The following is a 17,183-nucleotide window of genomic DNA, read 5'->3' as shown; positions in this document are numbered from 1 at the left end:
CCCACGCCATGCTGCGTGACCTGGCCGAACGTTACACGGCAAGGAGCGCGTGATCCTCTAGTGTTGAATGATCAACTCAAGGGGGATGGGTGCTCAGGCTGGTTCTCGCGGTGTGTCTGCTCCTGCACGGCGGCCCCGCTCCCACACGGGACTCGCGGGACACCGTCGGCTACTGGAGCCGCGAACGGATCGTCAACGCCAGGCCCGCCGATCTGCTCCCCTTCCCCCGCCTCGACGTGGCACCTCCGGATTCCGCGCCTCCGGAGGTGCCGCTCGGTTACGGGGCGCGCCGTACCGTGCCGGGCAGGAAGGTGCTCACGCCGGGCGGCGACCGTCTGGGCTACTCCCTCGTGGACAGGCCCTACACGGGGGCGCACCGGCTGGCGGGGATCCTGCTGAGCCACGATCCCGTGGCCGGCACGGACATCGCCTGCGGGGCGGCGGTCATCAGGTCGCGCAGCCGCAGCCTGGTGCTGACGGCCGCCCACTGCCTGTACGCCGGTGGCCGCCCCCTTTCCCACGTGGCCTTCCTGCCCGCCTACAACTCCCTGGACGCCGGCAGGTCCTCGCGAGGAGTCTGGCCCGCGGTGCGCGTCTGGGTGCCGAGGCGCTGGAGGGAACGGCCCTACTCGCCCGAGCAGCTGCCCTACGACTTCGGCGTGGCAGGGGTGATGAGAGGCGACAAGCTCCTTGAGGAGGTCACGGGCCCAGGGCTGCGGCCGCTCCTGACCCCCAGGAGGAGCGCGGTGAAAGGACTCGAGCTGCTCGGTTACCCGGTCGGGCGCTCCTACCCTGGCACCGACATGTACCGGTGCCTGGGCGACGCGGTCGACGGCGGCGCGGCGGGGCCCGGCGTGCTGGTCACCCACAACTGCCAGGCGGCCAACGGGACCAGCGGCGGGCCCGCGGTGCGCGCGGGCGTGGTGGCGGGGGTGGTCTCCTCCTCCAGCCCGCTGCGCGAGCCCGCGGGTTTCACCGTGTTGACGCGGCTGACGCCCAGGCCCTTCGGCCGCCTTCTCGCGCGAGCCGACCACGTGATGCGCCACTGAGGACGCGCCCTTCGCGCTCGGCGCCCTCAGGCGGCTTTCGCCGCCTCGGGGCGCAGGCGTCTTTCGCCGCCTGCGGGAACACGGGCGATTTCGCCGCCTGCGCTCCCGGAGCGCGGGCGGCTCTCAGGGGTTGCAGGCGGCGACGATGTCCTCGCAGATCTCGTGGGTGACCAGCGCGTCCTCCGCGCTGATGACCTCTCCCTCGCGCACCGCCGACAGGAACGCCAGGCACACCTGCTCGATCCCCCGTTGGCGCGAGACGGGCACCCAGTCGGGCCGCCGTACGAGCCGCTCCCCCTCGGGGGCGTAGTCGACCACGTCACCGAGGTTGACCACCCGCCGCTTCACCCCGTCGCCCAGCACCTCGACGCTCTCCTCCGAGGCGGCGCCGATCCTGTTCATGACGCCGTGGGCGGTGAACCCCTCGCCCGACAGCTCCAGCACGAGGTGCTCCACCAGCCCCTCGCGCGTCCTGGTCCTGATCCGCCGCTCCGTGACAGGGCCGGGTGCGAGGAAGCGGAGCGTGTCGACCACGTGGATGAAGTCGTCGAAGACGGCTCGCCTGGGCGTGTCGGGCAGGGAGGGACGGTTCTTCTGCATGAGCACCAGGTGCCGGGAGAGCTCCATCAGGGCGGTGTAGCCGGGCGCGTGACGCCTGTTGAAGCCGACCATGAGCGAGACGCCCTCGTCGGCGGCCAGCCGTACGAGGTGGCGGGTCTCCTCCAGGGTGTAGGCGATGGGCTTGTCCACGTAGACCTGCACCCCCGCCATGATCAGCGCCTCCACGATCTCGCTGTGGGCCTCGGTGGCCGCGTGGACGAAGGCAGCGTCGACGCCCGCCTTGATCACCTCCTCGACCGACGTGGACCGCTCGGCGACGCGGTGGGCGTCGCCGAGGCGGCGCAGCGTCCGCTCGTTTCGCGTGCACAGGTGCAGGTCGAGGTCGGGCTGGGCGGACAGCACGGGGAGGTAGGCCTTCTCCGCGATGTCGCCGAGCCCGATCATGGCAATCTTCATGCCCCGAGCGTAGTGCGGAGCGCCTGGTCGAGAGGCGTGGGCTTGACGCCGAATGTGGCGGTGAAGGCCGAGGAGTCGAGCTCGTAAGGCGCGACGAACTGGTAGCGGGTGTGCCGCAGCTCGCCGATCATCGGGTTGAACAGGCCGATCGCGCGCATCAGCGGCCACGGCAGCTGCATCAGCTTCGGCGCGGGCCTGCCGAGGATGGCCGCCATCCGCTCGCCCAGCTGCCTGAACGTCTGCGGCTCGGTGGTCGGCACGTGCCACGGCCTGCCCCAGGCCCGCTCGTCGCCCGCCGCGACGACCAGCGCCTCGGCCACGTCGGGCAGGTAGGTCCAGCTGTGCGGGATGTCGGCGGGCCAGATGAGCGGCACGGTCTTGCCGGCCTTGAGCGGCACGATGAACCTGTCGCCCAGGTAGGACTGGTCGGTGGTGCCGGGGCCGAAGTAGTCCGATCCCCTGATCTCGACCGCCCTGATCCTGCCGGCGTCGTGCGCGGCCCGCATGTCGTTCCACATCTTGGCTCTGACCTGAGCCTTCGGGTTGGTGGACGCCAGCGGCAGGTCCTCGGTCATCGGACCGCGCACAGGACCGTAGGGGTAGAGGTTGCCCAGCGCCACCAGCACCGCCCCGCTCGCCTCTGCCGCGGCCATGAAGGAGGCGGCCATCGGCGGCCAGTCGGTGAGCCAGCGGTGGTACTGCGGGTTGACGCAGTTGTAGATCGCGTCGGCACCCTTGGAGACCTCGATCATCCTGGCGTGGTCGGTGACGTCCGCCGCGATTCTCGTGGCCTCCTCCGGACCACTGCCCGAACGGGTGACGACGACGACCTCGTGACCCTGCGCGATCAGCCTGCGCGCCACGTGCGGTCCGACCTGCCCTGCTCCGACGACGATGTGCTTACCCATGATCAACTCTCTTTCCGAAGAACTTCAGCTGACGAAAACCGCTCGAACGGACAGGCTCAGGACTGCTGCCAGACCAGCCGGAGGACCGCGTTGACGACGAAGGCGACGGCCAGGACCGCGGCGGGGGCCGCGGCGCCGGCCAGGTGGAGGGCCAGCGCTCCACCGCCGAACCAGGCGATCTCGAACAGTCCTCTCGCGATCCCGGTCAGCGGGTAGGTGGCGTTGGTTCCGCCACCGGCGGCGAACAGTCCCCACAGCACCGCGAACAGCACAGGGGCGCCGATCCCCGCCAGCAGCCTCACCGCCCAGCCGGGGCTGAGCGTGAACCCCCAGTATCCAACGGAGATCAGCACACCGATCTCCAGCAGGAACATCAGGAGCATGTTGGCGCCCTTGGCCATGGCGAGCATGCGCACCCCTTTGTGATTGCCGTTCCCTTGCGAGAGCAATGCTCTCTCATGAGAGCACTTGTCGTCAAGAGCAGTGCTCTCGTTTATTGGCAGCGCTCTGGTAGCGTGAACGCATGACCACCGCTAGCCGTACAGCCAGAGAACGTGTCCGCGCGGAGTTGATCAAAGAGATCACCGACATCGCCAGGCGGCACCTGTCGACCGAGGGCGCCGCGGGCCTGTCGCTGCGAGCCGTGGCGCGGGAGATGGGCATGGTCTCGTCCGCCATCTACCGCTATTTCCCGACCAAGGACGACCTGCTGACGGCGTTGATCATCGACGCCTACAACGCGATCGGCGACGCGGTCGAGCAGGCGGACGCGGGCTGCGCCAGGGACGACTTCACCGGGCGCTGGCTGGCGATGGCCAGGTCGATCCGGGAGTGGGCGCTGGCCCACCCGCACGAGTACGCGCTGATCCACGGCACCCCTGTTCCCGGCTACCAGGCGCCGGCCGACACCGTCGACCCGGCGTCACGCGACGGGGTGATGTTCGGCCGGTTGATCGCGGACGCTCACGCGGCTGGCGCGATCACGCTGCCGCAGGACACGCGGGCGCCGGTGGGCTTCCACGACGACGCAGAGGCCCTGCGCGAGGCGATCTTCGTGGGGGTGCCCGACGAGGTCATCCTGCGCGGGCTGCACGCCTGGACCTGGATGTACGGGGCGGTCAGCTTCGAGCTGTTCGGGATGTACAACAACGTGATCAGCGAGAGGGCGGCCACGTTCGAGCACGGCGCCCTCTCTCTGGCCCACTACATCGGCCTCACCTGACCGAAACGCCGCCCTCGCTCGGCGAGGGCGGCGCAGGGGCGAGGGCGGCGCAGGGGCGAGGGCGCGCGGGACGCGCGCCCTCGGAAGAACCGCGGTCAGCGGGAGGCGCGGTTGACCGCCGAGATGATCGCCTTGAGCGAGGCCGTCGTGGTGTTGCCGTCGACGCCGACGCCCCACAGCACCTCGCCGTTGACGTCGCACTCCAGGTAGGAGGCCGCCTTGGCGTCGCTGCCGGCGCTCATCGCGTGCTCCACGTAGTCGAGGACGCGCACCTGGAAGCCGATCGACGAGATCGCGTCGATGAAGGCCGAGATGGGGCCGTTGCCCGTGCCCGCGACCTCGCGGATCTCCCCGTCGATGCGCACGTCGGCGCTGATGCGGTCCTTGTCGTCGACCGTGGACTCGTGCCGGTGTGCCATGAGGCCGAGCCGGCCCCACCTGTTGGCCGGGTTCGGCAGGTACTCGTCGGTGAAGATGTCGTACATCGCCGAAGGAGAGATCTCCCCGCCCTCGGCGTCGGTGCGCGCCTGCACGACCTTGGAGAACTCGATCTGCAGCCTGCGCGGCAGGTCGAGCTGGTGGTCTGCCTTCATGATGTAGGCGACCCCGCCCTTGCCCGACTGGCTGTTGACCCTGATGACCGCCTCGTAGGTGCGGCCGATGTCCTTGGGGTCGATCGGCAGGTACGGCACGGCCCAGGTGAAGGAGTCGACGGGCACGCCCGCGGCGGCCGCGTCGGCCTCCATGTGCTCGAAGCCCTTCTTGATGGCGTCCTGGTGGGAGCCGGAGAAGGCGGTGTAGACCAGCTCGCCGCCCCACGGGTGGCGCGGGTGCACGGGCAGCTGGTTGCAGTACTCGGTGACGCGGCGGATCTCGTCGATGTCACTGAAGTCGATCTCGGGGTCGACGCCCTGCGAGAACAGGTTCATGCCCAGGGTCACCAGGCAGACGTTGCCCGTGCGCTCGCCGTTGCCGAACAGGCAGCCCTCGATGCGGTCGGCGCCCGCCATGTAGCCCAGCTCGGCGGCGGCCACGGCGCTGCCGCGGTCGTTGTGCGGGTGCAGCGACAGGATGACGGAGTCGCGGTAGGCCAGGTTCCTGTGCATCCACTCGATCTGGTCGGCGTAGACGTTGGGCGTGGCCATCTCGACGGTCGCGGGCAGGTTGACGATGACCTTGCGGTCGGGGGTGGGCTGCCAGACGTCGTTGACCGCGTTGCACACCTCGACCGCGTACTCGAGCTCGGTGCCGGTGAACGACTCGGGTGAGTACTGGTAGTGGACGTCCACGTCACTGGCCTCGGCCAGCTTGCGCACCAGCTTGGCGCCCTCGACGGCGATCGCGGTGATGCCGTCGCGGTCCTGGCCGAACACCACGCGCCGCTGCAGCGTGGAGGTGGAGTTGTACAGGTGCACGATGGCCTGCTTGGCGCCCTGGATGGACTCGAAGGTCCGCTCGATCAGCTCGGGCCTGGCCTGGGTCAGCACCTGGATGACGACGTCGTCGGGGATGCGGCCCTCGTCGATGATCTGCCTGACGAAGTCGAAGTCGGTCTGCGAGGCGGCGGGGAAGCCTACCTCGATCTCCTTGTAGCCCATGGAGACCAGCAGCTCGAACATCTTGAGCTTGCGGTGGGAGTCCATCGGGTCGATCAGCGCCTGGTTGCCGTCACGCAGGTCGACCGCGCACCAGCGCGGGGCCTTGGTGATGACCTGGTCGGGCCAGGTGCGATCGGTCAGCCTGATGGGCGCGAACGGCTGGTAGCGCTGGACGGGCATGGAACTGGGCTGCTGAGCGGTCATCTCGGATATCCCTCGTCGGTCGGATCGAAGCGGCCGACGCGCATGACTCGCTCCGCGACGAGGGAGCCGGCCTTTAGAGGCCCCCGCCGCGGCAGCTAAGAAGCAGTCCATGCAGCATGTCAAGCACGCTACCAGACCGTGCGGAATGCGAGCGTCAAGATCTCACATCGCGAGATCGGACGAGCACGGACAGGCACGTCACGCATCCTTCGAGCTTCTCGAACTCCGAGATGTCCACCCTGACCACCTCCAGGCCCCGCCTCTCCAGCGTGGCCGCGGTCGCCGGCGCCGAGGCGGCCATCAGCACGCGCTCGCCGCCGAGCAGCACCACGTGGGAGCCGGACTCCTCCTCGGGCACGAGCAGGTCCTGCAGGTCCACGCAGGCCGGGTCGCCGATGAGCGTGCCGTCGGGCAGCGCGGTCACCGCCGACTTCAGGTGCAGCACGCCGCGCAGCTCCACGGGGACGATCTCCCGCTCGGGCAGGTGCGCGGCCAGCTGCGCGATGCCCTCGTCGTTGGTCCTGGCCGACCTGCCGACGTAGACGCGCGAGCCGACCTGGAGCACGTCGCCTCCGTCGAGAGTGCCCTCCCCCTCGATGCGCCTGATCTCCAGATCCAGCTTCCTCACGGCCGCCGCCACGCTCTCCACCTCGGGCCGCCGCTCGGGCGCTCCCGGCCTGGTGAGCACGGCCCTGCCCGCGCACACCACGACCGTGTCCTCGACGAAGGGCCCGTCGGGCAGCTCGTCGGCGCGCTCGACGTGCTCGGCGCGCCAGCCGTTCTCCTCCAGCGCGCGCACGTAGGCGCCGTGCTGGCGAGCGGCCAGCTCGGCGTCCACGGGTTCCCGCTCGATGTTGGTGACGATTCCCTCCGCCACCCGGGGTCCTGGCCTTCTGACCAGCGCAATACCAGACATAGGAGGCTTTCTACCACGTGGTGGCTAGAGTCTGATCCATGCGGGACAACGAGATTCTCAGCAGGATCAACGCCCTCGTCAGCGAGGAGCACGAGCTGCGCGGCAGGCTGGCCGCGGGCGAGGTCACGACCGACGAGGAGAACGCGAGGGTCAAGGAGCTGGAGGTGGCCCTGGACCAGTGCTGGGACCTGCTCCGCCAGCGCAGAGCCCGCCGCGGCGTCGGCGAGGACCCCGACAACGCCGCCCCCCGCCCGGCCGGTGAGGTCGAGAACTACCAGCAGTAGGACCCCGCGGCCGACCGCGGGTAAACCAGTGGCGGGAGCGGGCGGCGTGGGGTTGCCTGGGCAGATGGACATCCAGCGCATCGACCTCGACCGCCCCGGTGACCTGCTGGCAGGGCTGCACGACGCGCACCTGGAGGCCTTCGCCCATCTCCAGGGCCCCCGGATGTCGCTGCCCGACTTCACCAGGATGGTCTCGCGAGGCCTGCCCGGCGATCTCCTGGAGGCGTGGGCGGTCGTCGAGGACGGCGTGGTGGTGGCCGGGTACGGCCTTGAGCTGCCGATGTCCGACAACACCCACCTGGGGGAGCTGCGCCCGCTGGTGGTCAGGCCCGAGCGCCGCCGCAGGGGCCTCGGCACCGCGCTGCTCGCCCACGCCGCCGACAGGCTCCGTTCGGCCGGCCGCCGCCTGCTGGTCGCCGAAGGCGAGACGAAGGACCCCGCCGCCGGTTTCGCCCGCGCGAGAGGCTTCACCGCCTCGCTCGGCGAGGCGCGCAGGATGCTCGACCTTCGCACGGCCGACTGGCACCGGCTCGAGCGCATGCTCGGGGAGGCGGAGGCGCGGGCCGGCGGCTACCGGCTCGAACGCTGGATCGGCGCCGCGCCTCCTGAGCTCCACGACGACCTGGTGCTGATGATGGAGGGCATGAACGACGCGCCCCAGAGCGACGACGTGGACGACATGAAGTGGGACACCTCGCGCATCGCCGCCTCGGAGGCGCTCGACTCCGAGTTCGCGCAGCTCACCTACAGCATGCTCGCCAGACGCGACTCCGACGGAGCGCCCGCCGGCTACACGCGCGTCTACGTCGACCTCGCCCAGCCCGACGGCTGGGGGCGCCAGGCCGACACCGTCGTCCTGCGCGAGCACAGGGGACACAGGCTCGGGATGGTGCTGAAGGTGTCGAACCTGCTGTGGTTCAGGGAGATGGAGCCGGACGTGGAGCGCATCATCACCTGGAACGCCACCTCCAACGCGCACATGCTGGCGATCAACGAGGCGATGGGATTCGAGCTGATCGACGAATGGAACGCGTGGCACCTGGACGTCTGACGCCCGAAAGAGACGATCTTCTCCGGGTGAAGTTTCCCCTGTGTTAAGCGGACGTTAGATAACCAGCCATCCCCCTGGACGGAACAACCTTCCGCGGAGAGCCTACGACCTGCAACGACTCTCGCTGGAGGTCCCCCTTGACGACTCACGCAGCCGCGCGCACGCCCTGGAAGGCGGTGCTCGGCGGTTCGATCGGCAACCTGGTCGAGTGGTACGACTGGTTCGTCTACAGCAGCTTCGCCGTCTACTTCGCGAGCGCGTTCTTCCCCAAGGGCAACACCACTGCCCAGCTCCTCAACACCCTCGGCATCTTCGCGGTCGGCTTCCTCATGCGACCGGTGGGCGGCTGGCTGCTCGGCCGCTACGCCGACAGGAAGGGCCGCAAGGCGGCGCTCACGATGACCGTGACGCTGATGTCGGCCAGCGCGCTCCTGATCGCCATCGCCCCGACGTACGAGTCGGTCGGCTACTTCGGCGCCGTGGTCCTGCTGGTGGCCCGCCTCCTGCAGGGCGTCTCGGTCGGCGGTGAGTACGCCGCCAGCGCCACCTACCTCACCGAGGCCACTCCTGCGGGCAAGCGCGGCTTCGCCTCCAGCTTCCAGTACGTCTCCATGACCGCTGGTCAGCTGGTCGGCCTCGGCCTGCAGATCATCCTGCAGAACACGATGTCGGAGGAGGCGCTGACCTCATGGGGCTGGCGCATCCCGTTCATCATCGGCGCCCTCGCCGCGGCCGTGGTGTTCTACCTGCGCCGCAGCCTCATGGAGACCGAGGTCTTCGACGAGGACAACAAGGGCGCGCAGCCCGAGCGCGGCACCCTGCGTCAGCTGTTCACGCACAAGCGTGAGTTCTTCCTGGTCATCGCCCTCACCATGGGCGGCACGGTCGCGTACTACACCTACACGACCTACCTCACGACCTACCTGTCGAACACCGCGGGCCTGCCGAAGTCCACGGCGACGCTGGTCAGCTTCTGCGCGCTGTTCATCTTCATGTGCATCCAGCCGCTGGCCGGAGCGCTGTCCGACAGGATCGGCCGCCGTCCACTGCTGATCACCTTCGGCTTCGGCTCCATGCTCGGCACGGTGCCGCTCATGTACGCGCTGTCCGGCGTCAGCGGCTTCGGGGGCGCGCTGGTGCTGTCCCTGGTCGGGTTGCTCATCATCACCGGCTACACCTCGATCAACGCGGTGGTGAAGGCCGAGCTGTTCCCGACGAACGTGCGGGCACTGGGTGTGGCGCTGCCGTACGCGATCGCCAACGCGCTGTTCGGCGGCACGGCCCCCTACGTGGCGCTGTGGTTCAAGGACGCGGGCATCGAGTCCGGCTTCTACTGGTACGTCGCGGGCTGCGCGGCCGTCTCCCTGGTCGTGTACTTCACGATGCGCGAGACCCGCGACGCCGCGCTGTCGTCCAGCGAGCAGACGGGACCGGAGCTCGTTCGCGCCTAATACCCTGAACGACATGCGAGTGCTCCTGGTCGAGGATGACGACCGGCTCGCGGCCGCCCTGACAACAGCCCTGTCGCGGCACGGTCACCAGATCGTGCGCGCGGGGCTGGCCGTCGACGCCCTCCGCCTGGCGGGGGGCGTCGACTTCGTCCTGCTCGACCTCGGTCTGCCCGACATGGACGGGCTCGAGGCGCTGCGCCGCGTCCGGCGGGTCTCCGCGGTGCCGATCATCGTGGTGACCGCGCGCACCGAGGAGCGCGAGGTCCTGCGGGGGCTGCGCTCGGGCGCCGACGACTACCTCGTCAAGCCGTTCCGTACGGCGGAGCTGATGGCCCGCATGGAGGCGGTCGTGCGCAGGGGCACCCGCCCCATGCCGGCCCGCGACCACGTGGTGACCGTCGGCGACGTCCGCATCGACCTCGAGACGCGGCAGGTCAGCGTCGACGGCGAGGCCGTGACGCTGACCAGGCGAGAGTTCGACGTGCTCGCGCTGCTGGCCAGGCAGCCCGGCGTGGTCCGCAGCCGCGAGGAGATCCTCGACGAGGTGTGGGGCGACCCGCTGCTGTCGGCCTCCCGCTCGCTCGACGTGCACGTGGCGGGGCTGCGCGCCAAGACGGGCCGCCCCGGTCTGGTCGAGACGCTGCGCGGCACGGGCTACCGGCTGGGCGGGCAGTGAACGCCAGGCTCGTCGTCACCTTCACCACGCTGATCGTGTTGATGATCGCGGCGCTGGCCGTCCCGCTCGGGCTGGCCTACGCCTCGCACCGCACCAACAGGCTCCTGCTCGACCGGCGCGCCGACGCCACCCGCTTCGCCGAGCTGGCCGACCAGGCCGCCCGCGAGGGCGACCGTACGGCGCTCACGGCGGAGGTCACCCGCTACAGCGACCTGTACGGCGCGGCCGTCGTGGTCAAGAACCGCGAGGGCGAGAACCTCGTCGACGCCGGCGACATGAGCGTGGACACCTCGGCCGCCGTCCGCCTGGCGCTGGGGGGTCAGACCACCGAGGACCTGCCGACGATCAGCCCGTTCGGCCCTTCCCACGTGCTCGTCGCCGAGCCGGCCGGCCGCGACGCGCAGCTGTCCGGCGTGGTGCTGCTGCTGGCCCCCACCACCCAGGCCCGCGCGGACGTGTCCCTGGTCTGGGCGGGCCTGGCGCTCGGGGCGCTGGTGGCGCTCGGCTACTCGGTGCTGGCGGCCAGGGGTCTGGCCAGGTGGATCCTGCGTCCGGTCACCGAGCTCGACCGCACCACGCAGGCCATCGCCGAAGGTCACCTCGACGCTCGCGCCCACCACGGCGTCGGCCCTTCGGAGCTGCGGCGGCTCGAGGAGCGCTTCAACGCGATGGCCGACGCGGTCTCCTCCACGCTCGACAGGCAGCGGGCCTTCGTGGCCGACGCCTCGCACGAGCTGCGCACCCCGCTGACCGTGCTGTCGCTGCGGCTGGAGAACCTGGAGCCGCACCTGCGCAGCGAGGGCACGGCCGAGTTCGAGGAGGCGCTGGCCGAGGTCGACCGTCTGGCGGGGCTCGTGGAGGACCTGCTCGCGCTGGCCAGGGTCGAGGCGGGCGCGGTCACGGGCGAGCTCGACAGGGTGGCCGAGCTGGCGCCGCGTCTTGCCGGGTGGCGGGAGGTCTACGCGGCCAAGCAGCTCACGCTGGAGCTGCCCGTGTCGCTGGTCGCGCCCGAGGCGGTGGCCAGGATCGCCGACATCGCGCTCGACAACGCCCAGAAGTTCGTCCCTCCCGGCGGCACGGTCACCGTGACCCTGCGCGAGGGCGTGCTGCGCATCGCCGACGACGGCCCCGGGCTGCCCGAGGAGGAGCGCTCCCAGGCGATCGGCAGGTTCTGGCGGGCGGGCGCGCACGCGAACGTGCCTGGCAGCGGGCTCGGCCTGGCGATCGCCGCCGAGCTGGCCAAGGCGTGCGGGGCGACGCTCGCGCTCGGGCGGAACGAGCCGCACGGGCTGGTGGTGGAGCTGAGGCCGGCGCAGCCGGACACGGGGTGGTAGCGCCGGCTCAGCCGTACACCGGTGGTGGTGCCGGCGCAGCCGGACACCGGTGGTGGTGCCGGCGCAGCCGGACACCGGTGGTGGTGCCGGCTCAGCCGTACACGGGGTGGTGGTGCCGGCTCAGCCGTACACCGAGCGGTAGTAGCGGGCGGCGCCCTCGTGCAGCGGGACGGCTCCCGTGCCGATCGCGTAGCGCCTGTCGAGCCTGCCGCCCGGCGCGTCGGGGGCCTCCAGCCTGTCGCGGCTGGCGAACATGGTCTCGGTGACGGAGAAGGCGACCTCGCCGGGCATGCTCGTCGCGCACACGAGGTAGCTGGGCGTGCCGATGGTGGGCAAGGGGCCCGGCAGCTCGTACTCCTCGGCGGGCACGATGGCGCTCTCGTACAGCGGGCCGTACACCCTGCGCAGCTCGGGGACCAGCGTGTCGAGCGGGAGCAGCCTGATGGAGCGCCTGGCCCGCGCCAGCGCGGGCGTGGGCACGCCGCCCGACCAGAAGAAGGCGTCGACGCCGCCTGCCGCCAGCGTGCCGAGCGACTCGTCGAGGCCGAGGCGGAAGGTGCGGGCGGGCTCCTTGATCGGCGCCTTGGCCAGCACCCGTTCGGCGGTGAAGGCGGTGCCCGAGCCCTGCGCGCCGATGGAGACCGCGCGGCCGGCGAGGTCCTCGATCCGCAGGATGCCGGAGTCCTTGCGCACGACGAGGTGGACGTAGTTCATGTACATCCTAGCCAGCGCCGAGACGGGGGCGCGGCGCACCCGCACCGCCTCGTCGGCGCTGTCGGCCAGCGACAGGCCGAGGTCGGCCCTGCCGTCGGCGAGCATGGCGAGGTTCTCGATGCTCGCGGCCGTCTTGACCACGCGCACGGTGAGCCCGCGCCGCCTCAGCTCGGTGGCGAGCCTGTCGCCGAGCACCTCGTAGGGACCTCCGGTCGGGCCGGTCGCGAAGCGCAGCGCGGCGGGCTCCACCTCTCCCGCCGAACAGCCGGCGCACCCCGCGACCACGCCCGCGGCCATGGCGAGGAAGGCGCGGCGGGTGGTGGGCATGCCCTCCAAGGTATCCGCTCCCGGGACGGAGCCTGGTCACCACAGCCCTGCGCACACTTGTCCAGACAAGCTGCGCACGCTTGTCCAGTTGGAGATCGCAATGGGCTAGCCAGACTGTGTACATCTGGTCTTTACTTGCCCGCGAGACGCTTCTCCCGCCCATCCACGGACAAGGAGCCTCCATGCGCCTCGCCATCGCCGTCCTCGCGGCCCTGGCCCTCACCGCGACGCCCGCAGCGGCGTGGGCCGCCCCCGACGGCACGCTGACACCCGCCTCCGCCTCCGTGAAGGCAGGCGACGCGATCACGTTCACCTACTCCACCCCCACGCCCCACCCGAAGAACTGGATCGGCCTCTACACCGACCCCGGCAACGGCCCCGTCGACCAGAAGTACGTCGGCCCCTCGCTGAAGTGGGCCTACATCCCGAGCGGCAGCGGCACGGCCCGGCTCGACACGGACGGCCTCGAGCCCGGTGACTACGTCGCCTACGCCCTGGCCGAGGACGGCTACGCCTGGCTCGCCCAGCCCGCCAAGCTGAGGATCGTGAGCAGCGAGCCCCTCCGCTTCGTGACCTCGTCCATCCCGCTGCGCAACGCCCGCGCAGGGAGCCCCTACGCCGCCACAGTCCGGGGCCTGGTCAGGGGCGAGGCCTCCGGCTTCCGCAAGGTCAGCGGCCCAGGCTGGCTGACCGTCGGCCAGGACGGCACGATCACCGGCACGCCGCCCGCCTCGGCCTCGTCCAAGACGGCCACCGCCACGGTCGAGGCCAGGGGCGCCGCGGGCGAGAGCGCAACCGCGCGGGTCAGCGTCGAGGTCAGGCCTCCGGGAGCGCCGCTGGTGCCCGAGCTGAAGACGCTGAGCTGGAACCTCTGGCACGGCGGCAGCCAGGTGCGCGGCGGCAGGGAGAAGCAGCTGAAGTTCCTGCTCGAGCGTGACATCGACGTCGTCGGCCTGCAGGAGAGCAGCGGCACCTCCGCCAAGGAGCTGGGCGAGGCGCTCGGCTGGGACTACTACCAGGCAGGAGCCGACCTCGGCGTCATCAGCCGCTACCCGATCACCTCGCGCGGCCCGCTGCCCTCGGAGTCGGGACTGCCCGCCTCGAACGTGCGGATCAGGATCGACGACCGGCGCGGCAGCGAGGTGGCGCTGTGGAACGTCCACCTGGGCTACACGCCGTACGGCCCCTACGACGCCTGCTTCGGCAGGTACTCCGTCGACAGGCTGATGGCCAGGGAGGCCCAGTCGGCCGCACCCCGCAGATCCAGGACGTCGTCAGGGCGATGGCCGGCGACCTGGAGTCAGCCGACCGCACCCCCGTGCTCCTCATGGGCGACTTCAACGCCCCCTCCCACCTCGACTGGACCCCCGCCACCAGGACGTGCGGCTACGACTCGGTCGCCTGGCCGACCTCCGTCGTCCCCGAGCAGGCGGGGCTGCGCGACTCCTTCCGCGTCGCCCACCCCGACCCCGTCGCCGAGCCGGGCGTCACCTGGTCGCCGGTCTACCCCACCTTCACGGGGGGCTACGGGCACGACTCCCACAAGGGCGAGCCCGAGCCGCAGGACCGCATCGACTTCATCCACTACAAGGGCGCGCTCGGGGTGGCGAGCTCGGCGGCGGTGGTCGAGGGCGCGCCGACCCCGATCCCGAACCACAAGGACAACGCCTGGACCTCCGACCACGCGGCGGTGCTGACGGTGTTCACCCTCTCCCAGTGAGCGGCCGCTGAGCGGCCGCTGAGCCCGAAACCTCTCCGACACGGCCGCGCAACGCCCAGGTAAGAGGAGGTCATCTTCGGCCGGTACGGCGAGACGCCCGGCCGCTGCGTCGGCACCACGCTCTTGGCTCGCACGCGGCCACCCCGAAGAGCGGTTCCCCTGGGCTCACCGCCGGGCAGGTCGGCGCTTCGGCCGCGGAGGGCCCGATCGGCCCGAACGCGCCAGGCCAGGGCTCGACGGGTGTTCGCGGAGGCGGTGTCGTCCTACGCCGGAGTGGGGACCTGGGGCCAGGTGGAGTCGAGGGCGCGGACCGCCGCCACCAGCGGGACCAGCTCGGGGTGCTGCTCCGCCTCGTCCAGCGCCTCCTTCAGGGCCGCGTCGTTGGTCGGGCGCGCCTGGTCGAGCAGTTCCCGCCCTGCGGCCGTGACCTCGGTGTAGATGCCCCGCCGGTCGGTGGCGCACAGGTACCTCGACAGCAGTCCTCTGTCCTCCAGCCGCGTCACCAGCCTGGTCGTCGCGCTCTGGCTGAGCCCCAGCGCGTCGGCGAGCTGGTTCATCCTCAGGTGCCCGCCCTCGCCCGAGTGCTGCCCGCTGAGCAGCAGCATCGCCGAGAACTCGCGGACGCTGAGCTCGTGGGCCGCTTGCAGCGCGCGCTCGACGTGGCCGTCGATCCGGTTGTGGAGCGCCGACAGCGTGCACCAGCTCTGGGCGAGAAGGTTCGACATGCCTCCAGGATACCCCCATCGCGCAAAATCATGCGTTTGCATTTAGCCCGCGCCTGCAATTATTGTGAGCGCGTTCCACTCTTCTACTCGGGGGATCTGACATGCCCATCGCACTTCTGGCCCTGGCCATCGGCGCTTTCGGGATCGGGACGACCGAATTCGTCATCATGGGGCTGCTGCCCCAGGTCGCCGCGGAGTTCGGCGTCTCCATCCCGACGGCCGGTTACCTGGTCACCGGATACGCCGTGGGCGTCCTCGTCGGCGCTCCCTTCATGACCATCCTCGGCACCCGCGTCTCCCGCAAGCACATGCTGATGGCGCTGATGGGCATCTTCGTCGTGGGCAACCTGCTCTCGGCCGTCGCCCCCTCCTTCGGGGTCATGCTCGGCGGCCGCGTCGTGGCCTCACTGGCCCACGGCGCCTTCTTCGGCATCGGCTCGGTCGTGGCGGCCAACCTGGTCGCACCGCACAAGCGGGCCAGCGCGATCGCGCTGATGTTCACCGGGCTCACCGTGGCCAACGTCGTCGGCGTGCCGCTCGGCACCGCGCTCGGCCAGCAGGCCGGATGGCGCCTCACCTTCGCCGTCGTCGCCGCGCTCGGCGTGGTCGCGGTGATCGGCGTCGCGCTGCTCGTCCCCGCCGACCAGGGCTCCCGCGACCTGAACGCGGCGAGGGCAGGACTCGTCCGCCGCGAGGTGGCCGCCCTCGGCAACGTCCAGGTCCTGCTCGCCATGGCCATGACCGTGCTCGGCTTCGGCGGCGTCTTCGCCGCCATCACCTACATCGCGCCGATGATGACCGAGGCCGCGGGGTTCGGGGAGTCCGGCCTCACCTGGATGCTCGTCCTGCTCGGCGTCGGCATGGTGATCGGCAATCTGGTCGGCGGACGGCTCGCGGACCGCGCGCTGATGCCCCTGCTGTACGTCTCGCTGGCGGCGCTGGCCGTGGTGCTCGGCCTGTTCACCTTCGCCGCCTACTCGCAGCTCGCCTCGGCCGTGGCCGTCCTGCTGATCGGCACCCTCGGCTTCGCGACCGTCCCGCCGCTGCAGAAGAGGGTGCTCGACCTGGCCTCGGGCGCGCCGACGCTCGCCTCGGCCGTCAACGTGGGCGCCTTCAACCTCGGCAACGCGCTGGCCGCGTGGCTCGGCGGGGTCGTCATCTCGGCCGGACTCGGCATCACCGCCCCGAACTGGGTGGGCGCGCTGCTGGCGGGCTCCGCGTTCGTGCTGGCCGTGATCTCTGGCCTGCTGGAGCGCAGGCAGGCGCACCGCCCCGTCAGCGCACCGGCCACCGTCCCGGCCGAAGCCGTCTGACCACTCTCCACAACCTCCCGCTCGCACTGACCGATCACCGCGAGCGGGAGGTCTGCTGTGCGGAGACCGCCGCCGCGAGATGGTGATCGGGATCTCGCGAGAGGCGGGCGTATCGTGAGGGCGTGGCCGACACCCATCCTCGCCCCAGCCGGAGGGGCCTCGCCGTCGCCGTCGTCCTCACCGGACTGCTCCTGTCCTTCACCGCGCTGCTGCCGTGGGCCGGCGTCGACGCCAGGCTCGACCTGCTGGGCGCGGGCCTCAGCCAGGACGTCCGCGGCGTCGACGACCCGTTCGGCGTCTACACGCTCGTCGCGGGGCTGGCCGCCGCCGTGCTCGGCGCGGCAGGAGCGCTGCGCGGCCTCCTGCTGACCGCACTCGCCGCCCTGCCGGGCGCGGCGGCGTGCGTGCTGCTGGTGGTCTACGTCGCGGACCCTCGCGGCATCGCCGACAGGGTGTCGGTCGATCTCGGCATGCTGTCGATCGAGCCTGGCCTGCGCGCCGGCTGGTTCGCCGCCCTCGCCGCCGCGCTCGCGGTGACCGTGCTCGCCCTCCTGTGCCTCCCCCGCCCTCCTCGCGCCGGCTCGCCCGAATCCTGAGATCCCGTACGGCAAGCCGGCGAGAGGCCACCGCGGTCACCGCCGACCGCCCGTCCATCACGCCGCTCCAGCACGACT

Annotated in this window: 17 protein-coding genes and 1 pseudogene; 11 read left to right on the top strand and 7 right to left on the bottom strand. The window is 71.0% G+C overall.

Annotation, left to right across the window (positions count from 1 at the left end; all coding sequences use genetic code 11):
- Positions 1–89 precede the first annotated feature (89 nt).
- Positions 90–1,049: a trypsin-like serine peptidase gene (locus ABFX50_RS07140; protein WP_346144340.1), complete on the top strand. Its 960-nt coding sequence runs from the start codon at positions 90–92 to the stop codon at positions 1,047–1,049.
- A 123-nt stretch (positions 1,050–1,172) separates the two neighbouring features.
- On the opposite strand, the gene ABFX50_RS07135 is transcribed toward ABFX50_RS07140, so the two are convergent.
- The 3 genes from ABFX50_RS07135 to ABFX50_RS07125 are packed head-to-tail and all read right to left on the bottom strand — an operon-like array spanning position 1,173 to position 3,384.
- The gene (locus ABFX50_RS07135; RefSeq protein ID WP_346144338.1) at positions 1,173–2,066 is read right to left on the bottom strand and encodes a Gfo/Idh/MocA family protein; all 894 of its coding nucleotides are present in this window, start codon (positions 2,064–2,066) and stop codon (positions 1,173–1,175) included.
- Positions 2,063–2,974 carry an NAD-dependent epimerase/dehydratase family protein gene (locus tag ABFX50_RS07130; protein WP_346144337.1) on the bottom strand — a complete coding sequence of 304 codons (912 nt, stop codon included), beginning with the start codon at positions 2,972–2,974 and terminating at the stop codon, positions 2,063–2,065. The genes ABFX50_RS07135 and ABFX50_RS07130 overlap by 4 nt, the downstream gene beginning before the upstream one ends.
- A gap of 56 nt (positions 2,975–3,030) precedes the next feature.
- The gene (locus tag ABFX50_RS07125) at positions 3,031–3,384 is read right to left on the bottom strand and encodes a YrdB family protein (protein ID WP_346144335.1); all 354 of its coding nucleotides are present in this window, start codon (positions 3,382–3,384) and stop codon (positions 3,031–3,033) included.
- 113 nt (positions 3,385–3,497) lie between these two features.
- Between ABFX50_RS07125 and ABFX50_RS07120 the strand changes: the two genes are divergently transcribed.
- Positions 3,498–4,196, top strand: a complete 699-nt coding sequence (locus ABFX50_RS07120; protein WP_346144333.1) for a TetR/AcrR family transcriptional regulator — start codon at positions 3,498–3,500, stop codon at positions 4,194–4,196.
- Positions 4,197–4,291: 95 nt separating this feature from the next.
- On the opposite strand, the gene leuA is transcribed toward ABFX50_RS07120, so the two are convergent.
- Both leuA and ddaH read right to left on the bottom strand, forming a co-directional pair.
- A complete protein-coding gene (gene leuA / locus ABFX50_RS07115; RefSeq protein WP_346144332.1) occupies positions 4,292–5,998 on the bottom strand; it encodes a 2-isopropylmalate synthase in 1,707 nt (568 codons plus the stop codon).
- 154 nt (positions 5,999–6,152) lie between these two features.
- Positions 6,153–6,914, bottom strand: a complete 762-nt coding sequence (ddaH, locus tag ABFX50_RS07110) for a dimethylargininase (RefSeq protein WP_346144330.1) — start codon at positions 6,912–6,914, stop codon at positions 6,153–6,155.
- A gap of 38 nt (positions 6,915–6,952) precedes the next feature.
- Between ddaH and ABFX50_RS07105 the strand changes: the two genes are divergently transcribed.
- From ABFX50_RS07105 to ABFX50_RS07085, 5 genes are all read left to right on the top strand, one after another.
- Positions 6,953–7,198, top strand: a complete 246-nt coding sequence (locus tag ABFX50_RS07105) for a DUF2630 family protein (RefSeq protein WP_346130570.1) — start codon at positions 6,953–6,955, stop codon at positions 7,196–7,198.
- Positions 7,199–7,262: 64 nt separating this feature from the next.
- Complete coding sequence (locus tag ABFX50_RS07100; protein WP_346144328.1) at positions 7,263–8,249, top strand: GNAT family N-acetyltransferase; 987 nt, start codon at positions 7,263–7,265, stop codon at positions 8,247–8,249.
- Positions 8,250–8,386: 137 nt separating this feature from the next.
- Positions 8,387–9,700 (top strand): MFS transporter, encoded by a 1,314-nt coding sequence (locus ABFX50_RS07095; protein WP_346144327.1) that lies wholly within the window; start codon positions 8,387–8,389, stop codon positions 9,698–9,700.
- Between the two features lie 13 nt (positions 9,701–9,713).
- Positions 9,714–10,376, top strand: a complete 663-nt coding sequence (locus ABFX50_RS07090; RefSeq protein WP_183657794.1) for a response regulator transcription factor — start codon at positions 9,714–9,716, stop codon at positions 10,374–10,376.
- Entirely contained in the window at positions 10,373–11,710 is a 1,338-nt protein-coding gene (locus ABFX50_RS07085) for a sensor histidine kinase (protein WP_346144325.1), read from the top strand. The genes ABFX50_RS07090 and ABFX50_RS07085 overlap by 4 nt, the downstream gene beginning before the upstream one ends.
- Positions 11,711–11,830: 120 nt before the next feature.
- Here the strand turns inward: ABFX50_RS07085 and ABFX50_RS07080 are convergent, their stop codons facing one another.
- Positions 11,831–12,751, bottom strand: a complete 921-nt coding sequence (locus tag ABFX50_RS07080; RefSeq protein WP_346144323.1) for a TAXI family TRAP transporter solute-binding subunit — start codon at positions 12,749–12,751, stop codon at positions 11,831–11,833.
- 182 nt (positions 12,752–12,933) lie between these two features.
- Here ABFX50_RS07080 and ABFX50_RS51280 point away from each other — a divergent pair.
- A pseudogene (locus tag ABFX50_RS51280) lies at positions 12,934–13,911 on the top strand (putative Ig domain-containing protein); the annotation flags it as partial.
- 122 nt (positions 13,912–14,033) lie between these two features.
- Positions 14,034–14,471 carry an endonuclease/exonuclease/phosphatase family protein gene (locus tag ABFX50_RS07070; protein ID WP_346144319.1) on the top strand — a complete coding sequence of 146 codons (438 nt, stop codon included), beginning with the start codon at positions 14,034–14,036 and terminating at the stop codon, positions 14,469–14,471.
- 263 nt (positions 14,472–14,734) lie between these two features.
- Here the strand turns inward: ABFX50_RS07070 and ABFX50_RS07065 are convergent, their stop codons facing one another.
- Complete coding sequence (locus tag ABFX50_RS07065) at positions 14,735–15,196, bottom strand: MarR family winged helix-turn-helix transcriptional regulator (protein ID WP_183657774.1); 462 nt, start codon at positions 15,194–15,196, stop codon at positions 14,735–14,737.
- Between the two features lie 101 nt (positions 15,197–15,297).
- Here ABFX50_RS07065 and ABFX50_RS07060 point away from each other — a divergent pair, with 101 nt between their 5' ends.
- Together ABFX50_RS07060 and ABFX50_RS07055 are read left to right on the top strand one after the other, a co-directional pair.
- Entirely contained in the window at positions 15,298–16,509 is a 1,212-nt protein-coding gene (locus ABFX50_RS07060) for an MFS transporter (RefSeq protein ID WP_346144316.1), read from the top strand.
- 122 nt (positions 16,510–16,631) lie between these two features.
- Entirely contained in the window at positions 16,632–17,105 is a 474-nt protein-coding gene (locus tag ABFX50_RS07055; protein ID WP_346144314.1) for a hypothetical protein, read from the top strand.
- Positions 17,106–17,183 lie beyond the last annotated feature (78 nt).

Source organism: Nonomuraea recticatena, from assembly GCF_039533245.1.
In the GTDB taxonomy this organism is placed as follows: Bacteria; Actinomycetota; Actinomycetes; order Streptosporangiales; family Streptosporangiaceae; genus Nonomuraea; species Nonomuraea roseola.
The sequence above is the reverse complement of the archived record's forward strand: the minus strand, read 5'-3'. Positions and strand labels throughout refer to the sequence as shown.